Raw genomic sequence first — 14,230 nt, 5'->3', positions numbered from 1 at the left:
CGGGGCATCCGAGCATCGGCGCGAGCAGCCAGCAGACGCAGATGTGTTGGTCACAACGCTACGACTGGCCACTGACAACGGGTCGTTGAGCGTTGAGCGCGGTTCCGTTGATTCGGAGGGGACAATGGAGTCAGTACCTGCGAATCGGCACCCGTGGAGTCTGAGATGGTCGTGATTCGACAGAGGCGCACACCGCCCGAGGGAGTCGGCCCGATGCTGCGCCGTGCGCGCGACCGGGCTGGCCTGTCGCAGTCGGAGCTGGCTGTGCGCGTCGGCGTGCGGCGGCCCTACATCAACAAGCTCGAGCACTCCGCGCGGTGCCCGTCCCTGCTCGTCGCCCAGGCGCTCGCCGACGTCTTGGCGCTCGACGAGGACGAGACTGCAGTGCTATACGGGTGCGCGGTGGACGACGCCGGCCACAACCACCCGGCCCGCGTAGCAGCGTGACGAAGCCCCGCCGCTGGGCGGGGCTCGTCGATGCGGTGGCTACTCGGGGCAGTCCGCGGGCTGGCCGGGCACGTCGATGTGCTTGACGTTCTTCGGCTGATCGCCGGGGCGCGACGCATCGTAGGTGATGGTGCGGCCGCAGCGGTCGCAGATGGTTGTGATCATTTGATGTTCCTTCCGGGTGTTCTTTCACCCGTTAGGTCAGCACGGCCGCCGTGGACAGCACGGCTCTACAGGGTTGTTCGGAGTGTCGCAGCGTGCGGACCTCACAGCCCCATGACGGGGTTGTCCTCCCACGGGTCGCCCTCGTCGAAGTACCGGGCCAGAGATGTCGAGTTGTCCGTCCATCCGCCTTGCCTGGCGATACGGACCATCGGCGCCCCTCCGCGCTGCGCCGCGGTCGCGAACCCTCGGCGCAAGGAGTGGCCGCGCCAACGGCCCTCGAAACCAGCGGCCTCCGCCAGGCGCTCGACGACGTCCGATGCCGCGTCGGCAGTGAGCCGGCCGGACGGGTCGCCGATCGGCTTGCCGCGCCGCATCATCGGCGGGGCGATACGGCCGTGCCGGTCGATGCGCACGAACAGCGGCCCCTCGGTACGGCCCGCCTCCCGCATGGCGACGATCAGGGCGCGGAGCGCGCGTACAGGGCAGGTCGCCGGGCTCTTCCCGTAGGGGATGGCCGACTCGGTGAACTTTTTCATCTTTACTCGGTAGATCGACACGAGATAGCCCTCGTCGCACTCGGCGGGCTCACCGATGTCGATGCTGACCAGTTCCGAGGACCGGGTCGCTGCTGAGTATCCGAGCAGCAGCATGGCCGCATCCCTCTTGCCGATGAGTGTGTCCCGGTCGAGGGTGTCGAGCATCTTCCGCAGTGCGGGCGGCAGCGCAGCGTTCACCTGTCGCTGCTTGCCCCCAGGCTTCTTGTCGACGGCCAGCTGGTGTTTGTACCCGGCGATGACGGTACGGGCGCCCTTCGTCTCCGGCTTGGGCAGGCTGAGTTCGGCGTGCATGGTCGTGATGGCGGACAGAGTGCGCTCGAGGGAGCTCGGCGCCGAGGGCCTGCCCGTGCGAGGGCGGGGCGTGCGCGTCAGGTGCGTGACGTACTCGACGAGTAGTTCCTGCGTCGCGGGCAGCGGCTGTTCGCCGCGCTCCTTGCACCATGCGAGGAACGCGGCGCGGTCTTCGCGGTACGCCCGGCGGGTGGAGTCGGCGCGGCCGGCGGCGAGCGCGGCTTGCGCCTCGGGCGACAGCTGCCGGGTCGCGGGCGGGGCCGTAGGTTCGCGGCGCTCCAACTCGGTCATGAACTCCCCCTCGGCACAGCCCCGTTCTGATTCCAGAGAATAAACATTATCAGGAGCCAGACACGATCCCTAGGGATCCCCTCGACGGGAACGGGAAAGGGCCCGCACCATGATGGTGCGGGCCCTGAATTATCGGGTCTGTTCCTACTGGTCCGCCGAGTCATCCTTGACGGGAATCCCCGGATGGACGATGTCCGGACCGGTTGGCCGGTTGAGGAAGTCTTGCATCGGCATCCACTTCTCAGGGGCGTCGAGGCGGCGCCACACAGGATTGGCGGGGACGTCATCCGACGAGGGCGCGTCGAGCTTGGCCTCGGCCTGACTCGCCGACTGCGGGCCGCCAACTGGAGGCAGTAGTCCGCGTTCGCGAGCAGCTCGGATATCCCGGGCCGCAGTCGCGCGCGAGTAGTGCATCGCCTCCGCTACGGCCTCGGCGGGCGCCCGGTTGCCAGACGCGAGTGCCTGCTTGTAGACCTCGGCTGCCCGCGCGATCCGATCCTTCGGTACCTCTCGACCACGGCCGGCCCCGGGTTGTGGGCTTACCCATGCTTGCGATTCCGGATCACCTGGCATCTGGAAGGCGTCCGGATGGATGTCTGGGCGGGCGATTGCCTTCCTGGTCACGTTCTCTAGCGATGCCCGCAGCAGCCGTTCCAAGGGGATCTTGCGGAGCATCCGCGTCGTCACGGTCGCGCTGAAGTCCCTGGGGGAGACGGCAAATTCCCGCACTAGAGCACGTCCCCCTGATCCGACAGTGATCGTCATCGCGATCGTGAGATCAGGGTCGGCCAGATCGATGCGCACGTCGAAGCGTGACGGTACGGCGGTATCCGGCCCGGTCTTGACCCACGTGAAGTCCTTCAGTGGGACAGGCCAGATCGCCAAGACATTGAGGTCGTCGCGCTTCTCACTCACGTCGCCACGATATGGACGTGTCACTGACACGGCAAGCCTGTCACGCCATGTGATGCGTAGATGACAGGGCGACAGGTCTATCAAGTGCGTGACATCAAGTGGACTTACCAGAATGGTGACAGGGCTGTGCCACGTTGATAGAGTCATCGGCATGACGCAGCAGTCCACAGTGGACCGCATCGCCGAGGTATGCGACTGGATCCTGAGCGGCTACGCCCGGGAACTGAGGGAGAGCAACAAGCTCTCTCAGGCCGAGGTCGCACGTGATGTCGGTGTCACGCACGTAGCCGTAATGCGGTGGGAAAAGGGCGAACGGCGCCCGCGCGGGAACAACGCGCTGGCCTATCACCGTGTGTTGTCCATCCTGGCCGCCCGCCGCCGGGAGGCGGCGTGAACGCCGGCGACCTGGCAGCCGAGGCCGCAGCCCGAGGCGACAAGGCCGGAGAGGCGTACTGGCTCCATGTACAGGAGGTCGTCGACCAGGCCCCGCCCCTGAGCCCGGAGCAGATCAGCAAGCTCAGGGTTCTCATCTGGTCCGACTCCGAGCCGTGCGCAACGGCCGCATGAGACGGCCCGGCCGTCGGTGTGTCCAGCACCAGCGACCGGGCCTTGACGCAGAACCCGACCAACAGCGAAGCCCCGGGCTCAATCGCTCGCCAGCGACCCGGGGCAACGCATCGAAGAAAGGCACCACGCCTGATGACAAGACTGCCATATCCCACGCAGCAGGATGAAGCGCTGCGCCGCGCCCGTGTCGCGGACCGGGACCCGTACAGCTACCAGGGCCGTGACCGGACCGCCGAGGCCGCCGTCGACACTGCGGCCCGCGACGGTGTCCGGCGCTGCCAGTGCCCGCACTGCTCCCAGGCTCGCGCCCGCTACCCGCTCGCTGCCGGAACCCGCGAGTGACCTCCCGCGCCGGCCTCCGTCACCGCCTGGTCCACGCGACCGGGCGGGGCGACGGCGCGGCGCACGCACAGACGCTGACACATCCGTCTCGCGAGGCGCGGCCTAACGGCACACCCTCAACGCGCCCGCCTTCGCGACAAGGCAAGGACATGAGCACGAAGAACACCTCTACGGGATCCGCTGGTGCGGCACGGGCCCGCTCGGCGCAGCACTCCACCGCATCGACCACCGGGCTGGATTTGGAAGCGGCGCTCTCCCGCATCGCGGGCCTGGACGACGAGCAGCTGCAGGACCTCGTCCACGACTTGGATTCCGCCCTGGCCGAGTGCCGAGGCCACTTGGTGAGCGGCACCGACATGGACCTCGTCTCCGTGGCCGCCAGCGCCCGTGTCGCGCTGCGCCGCCGCAGGGCCGCAGCCGCCCGGAGTCGGGCAATCTGCCGCATCCGCCAATTGACCTGCACGGAGACCACCGAGTGAACGACGAGCAGCAGGTGGCGGAGTCGGTGACGGCCGAGGGGGCCGTCCGGCTCGCTGAGCGCGGGTTCGCCGTGTTCTCCGCCGATCACCCGTCGCTTCCCCAGTGCTCCGGTATCGGCAAATGGCACGACCCTGCTACGTGCGAGCAGCGGGGCAAGCACCCCTCGGTGAAGTTCACCACCGAGTACACCACCGACCCGGACGAGATCCGCCGCCAACTCACCCGGCGTCCGCAGAACTACGGCGTCTACGTCGGAGCCTGCCGCGGTCCTGCCAACGCGCGTCTCTTCGTTGTCGACAGCGACCGCCCCGGCGCGATCGAGGACGTCGCCAAGGCGCGGGGCGAGACGTGGCTGACCACGATGCGAGTGTTGACCGCCAAGGGCTACCACGACTATGTGTGGGGCCCGGCGGACCTGGACTTGGGCAACGGGCTCGGCGCGCTGAAGGGCGAGTTCGACGGGGACGTGCGCGCCGGAAATGCGTACGTCATCGGTCCCGGCTCCGTTCACCAGACGGGCGTCATCTACACGTTGGAGAACCCCGAGCAGGCGCCCGTACACGCGCCTGCCTGGCTGCTGGACGCGCTCACCGCACGGCCGAAAGCGACGTTCGTACCGGTCGCCGGGATCACCGTCTCGATGGACCGGCTCGACGCCTACACCCGCAAGGTCGTGCAGGACGAGTGCGACGCAATCACCTACGCGCCGGACGGCGACCAGAACAACACGATCAACACGGCCGCGTTCAACCTCGGGACCCTCGTCGGCGCGGGCGCGATCTCCGAGGGCGAGGCCCGGCAGCACCTCCTCGCTGCGGCTCGTGCGGGAAACCACCCCGAGGGACGTGCCGCTGGCGCCGTCGCCTCCGGGCTCGGCGCGGGTATGGCGCAGCCCCGGCACCCATGGCCACCAGTGGGCCGTGCGAAAGACATCAGCGACCACTTCGCGGCTGGCCGGACCCTTGACGACCCTGTGTTCGCAACCGCACCCGAGGCGGCGCAGGAGCCCGAGGCCGAACACGGCCAGGCCCCGGACCTCCGCACCGAGGAGGAGCGCGAGGAGTACGACCGAGCCCCGAAGATCGTGTTCCGCAAGGCGTCCTCGTTCACGCTGAAGAAGACCGAGTGGCTGTGGGACACGACCAAGCCCGGCGCTATCCCGCACACCGAAGGCCGCATCCCAAAGGCGATGCTGTCTGTTGCCGCAGGGCTCCCCGGCACAGGCAAGTCGCAGTACGCGATTTGGCTGACCTCGCAGATCACGCGGGGAACCCTCCCCGGTTGCTTCTACGGCCAGCCGAAGAACGTCATCTACGCGGCCACCGAGGACGACTGGGAGCGCACCATAGCCCCGAGGCTCGTTGCGGCCGGCGCCGACCTTGATTGCGTCCTGTGCGTGGCTGTCCGAACCATCGAGTCCGGCAACATCAAGCTGAATGTCGCCGTTCACCACGATGCGCTCGGCAAGTTCGCCATGGACAACGATGTGGCGCTCGCCGTGTTCGACCCGCTGCTCTCCCACATCGGCGGCGACATCAACCCGAACGCCGAGTCCGAAGTACGGGCGGCCCTCGAACCGCTCGTGAAGACGGCCGCCAAGGCCGGGTTGACCGTCCTCGGGCTGTCCCACTTCAACAAGGGCAGCAGCACCGACCCGATGGAGCGGCTCATGGGATCCCGCGGGTTCTCAGCCCTGCTGCGCGCACTGATCGTGTTCAGCCGCGACAAAGACGCGGAAGAAGAGGGTCCCGCGCGGTTCGTCCTCAGCCAGGCCAAGAGCAATCTCGGACGAACCGACATCCCGTCGTACTCATACACCCTGGCCAACACCGTCGTGCAGCTGGAGGACGGCGACGAGACACACGTGCCCAGGTTCGTACTGGGTCCGGAGTCCGGCACGTCGGTGGAGAAGCAGCTTGAGCAGGTCGGCCAGACCAGCATCGACGTTGAAATCGGCAAGGACTGCGTGAAGTGGCTCCGCGCCTACCTGATGAACGCTGGCGGCGAAGCCGACCTTGCGGACATCAAGAAGGCGTACAAGTCCCTGGACTTCTCCCAACCGGCTGTTTACCGCGCTCGCAAGGCTCTGGGGATCAAGGGTGAAACGACCGGCCTGGCGGGTCACCAGGTGACCGTGTGGCGACTCCCGGAGGAACTGAAGTGAGAACGGCCGATTCTCAGCCGAAGCGCCGAGCCTCGCGCGCGCGTAGCCACACCGTGAGAACGCGAGAACGCGAGAAACCAGGCCCTGACCTGCGCTGATAGCGAGAACGGGGGTGAGAATCAGTGAGAACCGTTGAGGCTTGCACCGATTCTCACCAACTCGTGGATTCTCACGGATTCTCACTCAGATTCTCGCTATCAGCGCAGGTCAGGACATGGATTCTCACTTTTGAAGGATTCTCAGCCGCTGGGCATCGCGCGCGAGACGAGCACTGACCGCCTGCTGTCCACCCGAACCGAGGAAACCTCATGACCAACCTGATCCCCGCTGAAGCCGGCCACGTTGCTGTCTTCACCCGCACCAGGTCCAACGGCACCGACTATGCGGTCCGTAAGCCCGTCATTGCATGGGACGCCAACGGCAACGCCTACGTCCACGACGACGACTTCGGAGGACTCGCTGAAGCAGGCACGCAGCGTGGATACAAGAAGACGGAGATCACTGACGAACCCGTTGTAGCTGCTGCGCCCGCTACCGGCTGGACCGCGGAGTTCATCGCCAGCGAGACGACCACGACCTTCCGTCCGGTCGTCGCATGGGCCGTCCGCCGCAACGGCGACACGTTTCCGATCGCCGTGGACACGGGCGGCGAAGGCTTCAACCCACTTGGCGATCCCGACTTCATCCGCCTCGTCGGCCCCGGGGACGCCGCGTGATCCCGCACCCGTTCCGGCACAAGGGCGGCGCTCCCCAGCTCGGTGCCCACCGCCCCGGCGAGTCCGGCCCGTTCGGCCGCCGGCCGGACCCCGACCTCGACGAGGACGACGACCAGGACGACGAGCCCGACGAGACCAGCACCAACTGACCAGACTCCGGCCGCCAACCCGAGCGGCCGGCCAACCCGAACAGGGAGAACCGCAATGAAGATCGCCACCGACAGCATCATCAGCCTCGCCCCCACCGGGCCCGATTGGGTCGTCGCGTTCGACCTGGGCGGCGAGACCGGAGAGGTCGTGTGCCCGGTCATCGGATGGGCCACCGTCGTGCAGGCCCACATGCAGGACGGCAGCGTCGTGACCGAGATCAAGCCCGCGTTCCTGTGGGGCGACCTGGTGTGGATCGAGAACGAGCTGCGCGACCACACGCCGGATCTCGGCTACGTCGAGGTCCGCGCCCGCGAGATCACCCGCGTCTGACCCCGCTCGTACGACGGCCGGGCCCGCACGAATCGGGCCCGGCCACCCACCCAGCAGACCACGAAGGAGGACCTGGTGACCACCACGGACGACCCGCCGCTGATTATGTGGGGGCGCTGCCGGTCCGGCCGCCGCCGCTGGTTTTGGACCACCCGCCTCGTCGGTGACCCCGCACAGGACGTGCATGGGTGGGCCGACAGCCCCGACCAGGCCTCCCGCGAGGCCAACACGGCCGCCCTCCGCCTGGGTGATGGCCGGTACGCCCACGTGCACGTCCGCCACTCCGTGGCCACCGACAAGCTGAGGCACCTGAACGCGGCGAAGCGGACGGCCAAGGCGCCCAAGGCGAACCCCTCGAAGGTGATGACCCCGCCCGCCGAGCCGATCGGCTGGTTGTACGCGGTCGAGCCCGGCCGGTACGACCTCGACGACCAGACGTGGCTTCCCGGGAAGGTCGTCAGCTTCCCCATCACCCGCAAGACCAGTCGCCGGGTCTACTACCTGCGCCCCCGCGGTCCGTTCGAGTGGGAGGCCGGCTACGTCGACCGGCAGGAACTCGAACGCGACGGCTCAGTGCCGGTCGCCCGCTGGCTGGTGTTGTTCGCCGAGCCGCCCGAGATCCCCAAGCCGGTGGTGCCGCCTGGTCTGAAGGAGTTGAAGGCCGCCATGGCCGCCAGCCACCCCGACCGGGGCGGAAGCGCGGCGGAGTTCATCAAGGCCCGCGCCGAGTACGTGAAGGCCCGCGACCGGGCCAAGACCAGCCCCCGCTACTGACCCACCAGTCAGCACAGGAAGGAGTACCAGCCCATGACCGAGTCCCATGTCGATGCCGCAGTCAGAGCCCGCATCGAGGCCGCGCGCCGGCGGGAAGCCGAACGCCGGCAGCAGCGCGAGGAACTCGCCGCCGCCCGCACCGCGGGTGTCGCCCGCAGGCACGCGGCCAAGCTCGCCCGCCAGGCCCAGACCACAGAAGGGACCCCGATGCCCAACAGCCCGTTTCGTAGCCTCCCGTGCCCCGGATGCCGCGCTCAGCGCACCGTCCGGAAGGTCGGCAAGGTCACCGTCTCCAGGGTGGCGTTCGACGTCGTCCGCTGCCCGCAGGCCGGCTGTGAGCTGCTGTGGCTCGCCCTGCCCGAGCGTCCTGGGCAGGTGGCGGCGTGATCCCGGAGAGCGGCGTCTCTAATGGGCGGCATTCGGAGGTCACATTCCGGGATGAACCGTCCCGTCCCGAGGGGGCTGCGGCGGGCGGGTTTTCTCGCCGGCCGGGTGTCCGGTGTTGTCGTCCCAGGGAGGGCGAAGTGTTGCCGGAGCCGGGCACGGTCATGACGCTGCCCGGGGGCGTCGCGGTCGTGTACGTGGGTGACGTGCCGGGTGCGGTCGAGGTGGAGGCTCTCGCTCCTCGGCTGCTGGAAGCCTGTGAGGTCGTGGTCGTCGGCGCCATGTGGTCGGTGGCGAAGCCGTTCAAGGACGCGCTGTTCGGCGCGTGGTCGGAGGCCGGCCGCCGGGCGCGCGCCGTCTCGAGGCCTCCGGTGCCGGAGCCGGTACGGGAGCGGTGCGGGCGACCGCGCCGGGATGGCCGGCCGTGCCGCCGGTGGGCGGGCGCCGGTACGGACACCCCGGGTGTCGGCCCGTGCGCGAACCATGGCGGTTCTACGGCCGTGAGAGACGCCGAGAAGCGCCGTCTCGCCGGGCAGGCCGAGACGTTCGCGACGCTCGCTCGGAAGGCCACCACGATGCCACTGACGCCCCGGGAGCGCCTTGAGGGCCTGGAGGCGCTCCGCGACGTCGTGGCGGCCCGTACAAGACGCCGGCCGAGCACCTCACCCCCGTCCCCGTAGACACCCTTTGGAACCCCTGTGAAGACCGTGATCCCCGAGGTGGCTGCGAGGCCCCTCGTCACCGCCGGCCGCCTGCAGCTGCTCGTCGACTGCCCGCACTGCCACGCGGTCCACCGCCACCTCGAGGCCGGCGAACGCCGCGGACCCTGCGGCAGCCGGTACGCCATCGTCGCGCCCCGAGAGGACGAGCAGTGACGGCCCGCCATCGGTGCGCCGTATGCGACCGACCGCTCAAAGCCGGCACGAGCAAGCCATGCGTCCGCGGCTGCGGCGCCCGGCTCTGCCGCAGACCACACATCCCCCGATGCACGGACGTGCACGGCGCCGGATGCCCCCACCACCACATCCCCGAGGAGACGAACCCATGAGCTACACCCCCGACCCCGCCCACCGTGCTCTCTGGCGTGCCGCCCGCACCCTCGACGACCTCGGCGAACTCACCGCCCAGTGGCTCGAAGGTCGTATCTCCTACGTTCTGGGCTACGGCACGGCCGCCCCCGACGAGGAGACCATCCCGCTCGTGCCCGTCCTCGCCGACCTCAATCGTCACGGCTACGTCACCGCCTTCTCGCAGCCTGGCGTACCCCTCGACGAGGACGGCGACGGGCAGCGGGCCGCGGTCAGTGGCTTCTGCACGGAGCAGACCGCCCAACGCATCAAGGCTTCTCTGCTCAGGACTGAACTCGTGGTCGTCGCCTATCCGGGCGGCAGCGACGTCGCCCCGTCGATCGTCGCCACGGTGTACGGGGGAGAGAACGTCTGGGTCGGAGGCGCCACCTCCCCCTCCGATCTTGCGGACGAGTACGGGGAAGGCCTCGGGCTGGCCGGCCTCGACGCCCTCTGTAACGCCTGGCAGGTCGACATCCTCGATCCCGTGTGGGGCCGCACTGGCCTGCTTTGGGAGCGGCTGTCCGCGGTGTGGGTGGGGGAGCGTTCATGACCATCGGGGAAGGCACGGGTCTCCATGACCTGGCGAAGTGCGGTGCGAAGAAGCGGCAGGGGCCCGGGTTCTGTGAGAAGCCGGCGGGGTGGGGAACGTCGCATGTCGGTGAGGGGCGGTGTCGTCTGCATGGTGGGGCGACGCGTACTCAGTCGTCTGGTGCGGTTCGTGCGTTGGCGCGGCGTGAGGCTGCGGACGCGGTGCGCCGGTTGGGGTTTGAGCCGGTTGAGAATCCGTATCGGGAGTTGCAGCGGCTGGCTGGTGAGCTGGTGGCGGTGAAGGACTGGCTCCGTGGCGGGGTGGAGCGGCTGGAGGCGGTGCGCTATCAGGGCGGGTCGGGTGAGCAGATCCGCGGGGAGCTGTCTGCGTATCAGGCGGCGTTGCGGGATACGGCGTCGGTTCTTGCGACGATGGCGCGGCTGCGGATTGATGAGCGGCTGGTGGAGTTGTCGGAGGCGCAGGCGCGGCTTGTCGTTGCGGCGTTCACGGCGGGGTTGCGGGCTGCGGGGATTTCTGGGGATCAGGCGATCCTGGCCCGCCGAGAGGTGGCGCGGCAGTTGCGTCTGCTGCCTGCCGAGGAGCGCGAGGAGGCCGGATGGTGACGGCCCGGTGCAGGCGGTGTCATCGGCCTCTGTCCGGGCGTGAGGCGGTGGCGGCGGGGATCGGGGCCCGGTGTGCGCTGCTGGCGTTCTTGGAGGCTGTGAGCGGCCCGCAGGCGGGCGCGGTTGGTCCGTCGGCAGCTCAGAGTGCTGTGGCGTTGGTGGCGGCTTTCTACGAGCACCAGGACGATCAGGTGGGGCCGCTGCTCGACGAGGCGGATGTGCGGAATGTGGCCGGGTTGTTGGCGGCGGCGACGGCGCGGCAGTTGGCGGACGTCCCGGACGGTGTCGAGCGGCTGCGCCGTGTCGGTCTGGCGGTGGCGCGGGGGGAGGTGCGGTAGTGGCGTGCCGTCTGCCTCCGGGTGTTCATCTGTCGGCGCGTGATTGCGCGGTGTTGGACGGAGTCTTGGTGCGGGCGCTGCGGGACATGAAGTTGCGGGACGGCGGGGCGCCGCAGTCCCTGTTGGAGGTGGTTGCTCCGATTCACCGGGCAGCGATCGAGTTCCGTGAAGAAATGCAGGTCAGCGCTGGTTCCGGAACCGGAGAGGACGGAAACGGTTCCGGGACGCGATCTTCGGTCGTGACAGAACGGCTGACCACGCAAGAGGCAGCACAGCTGACCGGTCTGACGGATGGCTACTGGCGAAGGCTGGCCCGCAGAGGTGACGTTACGGCGTCGCGGTCGGGTCGCAGAGGCGAGTGGGTTCTCGACGGCAGCAGTGTTGCGGCATGGGTGGCCGATCGGAGGGACCGACACCGAGAGGCTGCCTGAGATGGGCCAGATCACTCCTGAGATGCGGGCGAAGTACCCGCGGATCATCGACTACTTCACCGCCGATGTCGTCGGCAAGTTGGACCAGGCGGAAGTCCTGGACCGCTGCGACGAAGCCCAGCGGCTGTACGAGAAGGCGTTCGCGGACAGTACGCCTCGTGAGTTGGTCTGGGGCCACCTTGAGCGGGCGCAGGCTGTCTGTAAGGCCGCGCCGCGGGATGAGACCGAGCTTGCCGTGCAGGAGTGGACGGCGAAGGCGCAGACGGCCCATACGAACATCGGCGCGTCCGCCTATCTGGAGAAGGCCGACGAGATCCGGCGGGCGAACCCGCAGGCTCCGCGCATGGTGCGGCCGAGGGAGAAGACCGCGGCCGAGGTGGAGGCCGAGCAGAACATGCTGCTCCTGAAGGCTGATGTGGCGAAGGCCGCCGTTCTGGAGAAGGCGCGGCAGGCGGCGGCGGACGCGCTGTACAAGGAGCAGCTCGCGGGCCGCGCGCAGTGGACGGTGGGCGCCGAACTGCGCTGGCGCCGGGAGCAGGGACCGGCTTCCTGACCCGGCCTGTCAGTTGCAGCTCTGAGAGAGGTTGAGTGCGATGCCCGGTGAGACGATCAGTGTCCGCGCGCTGCAGGCGGCGGTGGCGCTGGTGACGGCGCAGGCGGCCGGGATCGTCGTGTCGCAGGAGCAGTTGATCGGCGACGTTCCGGCGGATGAGGTGGTCGTGGTGCTGACGGCGCTGTGCGCGGCGAGTCTCGGCGCTGCAGTGCCGTCTGCCGACCCGGGGGCGCTGTTGCGTACGACTGGGGTCATGGCGGCCCGGCTGGAGGCCGATCAGCTGTGACTCGACCGGCTGGCGGCGATGACCGTCCGGGCCCCACCGTGTTGCATGACGGGCTGGTGGTGCCGGGCGTGTTGTGTGCCGAGTTGGCGGCGGCGTTGTTGACGTTGGAGGCGTTTTTGAACGGGACTCCGCCGCCGGTGTCGGCGCGGGCGCCTCGCCTGTCGCGGGCAGTGTTGGCGGTGCGGGTCGCGGCGCAGGAGGCGGCGGTGACGTATCAGCGGCGGGAGACGCAACGCCGTGCTTTCGCAGCCACAAACGCCTCACAGGCAACAGTTCTTACGGCTGCGCATGTTCCGTCACCTTCTGATCCAGGCGATGAGATCACGACCGAGCAGGCCGCGACGATCGCCGGGGTCTCCCAAGCCCGCGTCAGGCAGTTGGCCGGCGCGGGAACGATCCGGGGCCGTAAGGCGGCCCGGGACGTGTGGCTGGTCGACCTCGGCGACGTGCGTGCCTACGCGGCGCGTCGGACGAGGAGGAGCACCCACCATGGCGGCACCATTGCAGGAGAAGCTGGCCGAGGCCCGGAAGGAAGCGCAGGCGCTGCGTGAACGGCTGGAGGGCGCCGAGTTCGAACTGAACAAGGCGCTCGAGGCGAAGGACTACGTGACGGCGGACCGGCACAAGAAGGCCGCGGACGAGGTCCGTGAACCCCTCCTGGTCGCCGACGCCCACGTGAAGGCCCTCCTGGCCGGGGTGCAGGAACTCGACCAGCACCGCCAGGCGGAGCAGCGGGCCGCGCAGGAACGGCAGCGGCGGGAGCAGGCGCAGCGCCAGTTCGAGGAGGCTTCCGCCGTAGAGGCGGAGGCGATGGACGAGATGGACGCGCGGATCGCCGAGGCCCGTGCCGCGTATGCGGCGCTGCGGCAGACGATGGCGGATGCGATGGCGGCGCAGCAGCGTGCCGGGCAGGCCCGTCTCGAGGCGCACGACTGGGGCAAGGCGGCTGGGTATTGGGCGCCGGATGCGGCGCGGCCGGCGCTCCCGAACCGGGCGACGGTCCTCGTCGAGCACAACCAGGTTCTGTCCCTGGTGTGGCGTACCCCTGATCTTCCCGCCTGACGGGTGGCGTCCCGGTATGGGCGTCAAAGTCACCCGAAGCGTTTTTGAGAGCGGCGCTGTCGGGATCCAAGGTCGCGAGCGGGCTTGCTCCTATTCACCGCGTTGACCGGCCTGCGCCACCGGGGCGCCAACACCCTCGAACGCCCTCACGTCCCCCACCCTGTTCGAGCGGCTGAGGAGCCGATCATGTCTAAGACTTCAGGCCCGCTGGTGCGGGACCCGTGGGCGCAGGCCCGCCGTATCGCCGCCGAGTGGGAGGCGGCCGGCCGCGGTGTCGACCGGCGGACGCAGGTGGCCCGTGTGCGGGAGGCACGTGCCCGCCGGGCGGACGCCATAACGGAGGCGCGGATCCGCAACGCCGTCGACAAGGCGGTCACGGAGGCCCTCGCCAAGCTGTCGACGGGCGCCCCGGTCACGGAGTCCGCCCCGCCGGCCCCCGACCCCGTCACGGAGGTGGCGCCGCCGTCGAAGCCACTGTGGGAGATGTCGTCGGAGGAGTGGCAGCAGCACACGGCACAGCACTGGGCGGGCCGTCTGCAGCCGAGGCCCCGCCCGATGACGATCAGCGAGCTGATCGCCGGCCGCTACGACACAGACGAGGCGTAGCCAGTGGCTTTCAGCCTTTGATGACTCCGGCCGTGATGGTCCGGCCGGGCCCGACCAGTGCCCTGTCCGCGCCTCCAATCCAGCGGGCGGCGTACGTCGGGCGGTCGCGGGGTCGGCGGCGTGGGTGCTCCCGCCGCCGGTCCCGCCGATCCGGCCATC

The 14,230-nt window shown here is 69.1% G+C and carries 24 protein-coding genes; 21 read left to right on the top strand and 3 right to left on the bottom strand.

The window, feature by feature from the left end; all coding sequences use genetic code 11:
* Positions 1-171: 171 nt before the first annotated feature.
* Positions 172-447 (top strand): helix-turn-helix domain-containing protein, encoded by a 276-nt coding sequence (locus ACIRVK_RS13775; protein ID WP_404246501.1) that lies wholly within the window; start codon positions 172-174, stop codon positions 445-447.
* A gap of 39 nt (positions 448-486) precedes the next feature.
* Here the strand turns inward: ACIRVK_RS13775 and ACIRVK_RS13770 are convergent, their stop codons facing one another.
* From ACIRVK_RS13770 to ACIRVK_RS13760, 3 genes are all read right to left on the bottom strand, one after another.
* Positions 487-612: a hypothetical protein gene (locus ACIRVK_RS13770; RefSeq protein WP_404246499.1), complete on the bottom strand. Its 126-nt coding sequence runs from the start codon at positions 610-612 to the stop codon at positions 487-489.
* Between the two features lie 101 nt (positions 613-713).
* Positions 714-1,751: a tyrosine-type recombinase/integrase gene (locus tag ACIRVK_RS13765; protein WP_404246497.1), complete on the bottom strand. Its 1,038-nt coding sequence runs from the start codon at positions 1,749-1,751 to the stop codon at positions 714-716.
* Between the two features lie 144 nt (positions 1,752-1,895).
* Positions 1,896-2,666: a hypothetical protein gene (locus ACIRVK_RS13760; RefSeq protein WP_404246495.1), complete on the bottom strand. Its 771-nt coding sequence runs from the start codon at positions 2,664-2,666 to the stop codon at positions 1,896-1,898.
* A 151-nt stretch (positions 2,667-2,817) separates the two neighbouring features.
* Here ACIRVK_RS13760 and ACIRVK_RS13755 point away from each other — a divergent pair, with 151 nt between their 5' ends.
* The 20 genes from ACIRVK_RS13755 to ACIRVK_RS13660 all read left to right on the top strand — a co-directional run bounded on the left by ACIRVK_RS13755 (position 2,818) and on the right by ACIRVK_RS13660 (position 14,071).
* Positions 2,818-3,060 (top strand): helix-turn-helix domain-containing protein, encoded by a 243-nt coding sequence (locus tag ACIRVK_RS13755; RefSeq protein ID WP_404246493.1) that lies wholly within the window; start codon positions 2,818-2,820, stop codon positions 3,058-3,060.
* On the top strand, positions 3,057-3,233 hold the full coding sequence (locus tag ACIRVK_RS13750) for a hypothetical protein (protein ID WP_404246491.1): 177 nt from the start codon (positions 3,057-3,059) through the stop codon (positions 3,231-3,233). The genes ACIRVK_RS13755 and ACIRVK_RS13750 overlap by 4 nt, the downstream gene beginning before the upstream one ends.
* Before the next feature lie 132 nt (positions 3,234-3,365).
* Positions 3,366-3,575 carry a hypothetical protein gene (locus ACIRVK_RS13745; RefSeq protein ID WP_404246489.1) on the top strand — a complete coding sequence of 70 codons (210 nt, stop codon included), beginning with the start codon at positions 3,366-3,368 and terminating at the stop codon, positions 3,573-3,575.
* A gap of 149 nt (positions 3,576-3,724) precedes the next feature.
* Positions 3,725-4,054: a hypothetical protein gene (locus ACIRVK_RS13740; RefSeq protein WP_404246487.1), complete on the top strand. Its 330-nt coding sequence runs from the start codon at positions 3,725-3,727 to the stop codon at positions 4,052-4,054.
* A complete protein-coding gene (locus tag ACIRVK_RS13735) occupies positions 4,051-6,219 on the top strand; it encodes a bifunctional DNA primase/polymerase (RefSeq protein WP_404246485.1) in 2,169 nt (722 codons plus the stop codon). The genes ACIRVK_RS13740 and ACIRVK_RS13735 overlap by 4 nt, the downstream gene beginning before the upstream one ends.
* A 308-nt stretch (positions 6,220-6,527) precedes the next feature.
* The gene (locus ACIRVK_RS13730) at positions 6,528-6,935 is read left to right on the top strand and encodes a hypothetical protein (protein WP_404246483.1); all 408 of its coding nucleotides are present in this window, start codon (positions 6,528-6,530) and stop codon (positions 6,933-6,935) included.
* Entirely contained in the window at positions 6,932-7,084 is a 153-nt protein-coding gene (locus tag ACIRVK_RS13725) for a hypothetical protein (RefSeq protein WP_404246481.1), read from the top strand. The genes ACIRVK_RS13730 and ACIRVK_RS13725 overlap by 4 nt, the downstream gene beginning before the upstream one ends.
* A gap of 55 nt (positions 7,085-7,139) precedes the next feature.
* On the top strand, positions 7,140-7,415 hold the full coding sequence (locus tag ACIRVK_RS13720; RefSeq protein ID WP_404246479.1) for a hypothetical protein: 276 nt from the start codon (positions 7,140-7,142) through the stop codon (positions 7,413-7,415).
* Positions 7,416-7,490: 75 nt separating this feature from the next.
* Positions 7,491-8,189 carry a hypothetical protein gene (locus tag ACIRVK_RS13715; RefSeq protein ID WP_404246478.1) on the top strand — a complete coding sequence of 233 codons (699 nt, stop codon included), beginning with the start codon at positions 7,491-7,493 and terminating at the stop codon, positions 8,187-8,189.
* Between the two features lie 33 nt (positions 8,190-8,222).
* Positions 8,223-8,576 (top strand): hypothetical protein, encoded by a 354-nt coding sequence (locus ACIRVK_RS13710; protein WP_404246476.1) that lies wholly within the window; start codon positions 8,223-8,225, stop codon positions 8,574-8,576.
* Positions 8,577-8,713: 137 nt separating this feature from the next.
* On the top strand, positions 8,714-9,253 hold the full coding sequence (locus ACIRVK_RS13705) for a hypothetical protein (RefSeq protein WP_404246474.1): 540 nt from the start codon (positions 8,714-8,716) through the stop codon (positions 9,251-9,253).
* Between the two features lie 18 nt (positions 9,254-9,271).
* The gene (locus tag ACIRVK_RS13700; RefSeq protein WP_404246472.1) at positions 9,272-9,448 is read left to right on the top strand and encodes a hypothetical protein; all 177 of its coding nucleotides are present in this window, start codon (positions 9,272-9,274) and stop codon (positions 9,446-9,448) included.
* A gap of 169 nt (positions 9,449-9,617) precedes the next feature.
* A complete protein-coding gene (locus ACIRVK_RS13695; RefSeq protein WP_404246470.1) occupies positions 9,618-10,193 on the top strand; it encodes a DUF6919 domain-containing protein in 576 nt (191 codons plus the stop codon).
* Entirely contained in the window at positions 10,190-10,795 is a 606-nt protein-coding gene (locus tag ACIRVK_RS13690) for a hypothetical protein (protein WP_404246468.1), read from the top strand. Before ACIRVK_RS13695 ends, ACIRVK_RS13690 begins: the two co-directional genes overlap by 4 nt.
* 158 nt (positions 10,796-10,953) lie before the next feature.
* On the top strand, positions 10,954-11,133 hold the full coding sequence (locus ACIRVK_RS13685) for a hypothetical protein (protein WP_404246466.1): 180 nt from the start codon (positions 10,954-10,956) through the stop codon (positions 11,131-11,133).
* An 86-nt stretch (positions 11,134-11,219) separates the two neighbouring features.
* Complete coding sequence (locus ACIRVK_RS13680) at positions 11,220-11,564, top strand: helix-turn-helix domain-containing protein (protein ID WP_404246464.1); 345 nt, start codon at positions 11,220-11,222, stop codon at positions 11,562-11,564.
* Position 11,565: 1 nt separating this feature from the next.
* Positions 11,566-12,117: a hypothetical protein gene (locus ACIRVK_RS13675; RefSeq protein WP_404246462.1), complete on the top strand. Its 552-nt coding sequence runs from the start codon at positions 11,566-11,568 to the stop codon at positions 12,115-12,117.
* Positions 12,118-12,157: 40 nt separating this feature from the next.
* Complete coding sequence (locus ACIRVK_RS13670; RefSeq protein ID WP_404246460.1) at positions 12,158-12,403, top strand: hypothetical protein; 246 nt, start codon at positions 12,158-12,160, stop codon at positions 12,401-12,403.
* A 489-nt stretch (positions 12,404-12,892) separates the two neighbouring features.
* Positions 12,893-13,465 (top strand): hypothetical protein, encoded by a 573-nt coding sequence (locus ACIRVK_RS13665; RefSeq protein ID WP_404246458.1) that lies wholly within the window; start codon positions 12,893-12,895, stop codon positions 13,463-13,465.
* A gap of 186 nt (positions 13,466-13,651) precedes the next feature.
* Positions 13,652-14,071 (top strand): hypothetical protein, encoded by a 420-nt coding sequence (locus ACIRVK_RS13660; protein ID WP_404246456.1) that lies wholly within the window; start codon positions 13,652-13,654, stop codon positions 14,069-14,071.
* Positions 14,072-14,230 lie beyond the last annotated feature (159 nt).

This window comes from Streptomyces sp. NPDC101152 (assembly GCF_044768275.1).
In the GTDB taxonomy this organism is placed as follows: domain Bacteria; phylum Actinomycetota; class Actinomycetes; order Streptomycetales; family Streptomycetaceae; genus Streptomyces.
Note: the sequence above shows the minus strand (reverse complement) of the source record. Positions and strands in the feature narration are given on the sequence as shown.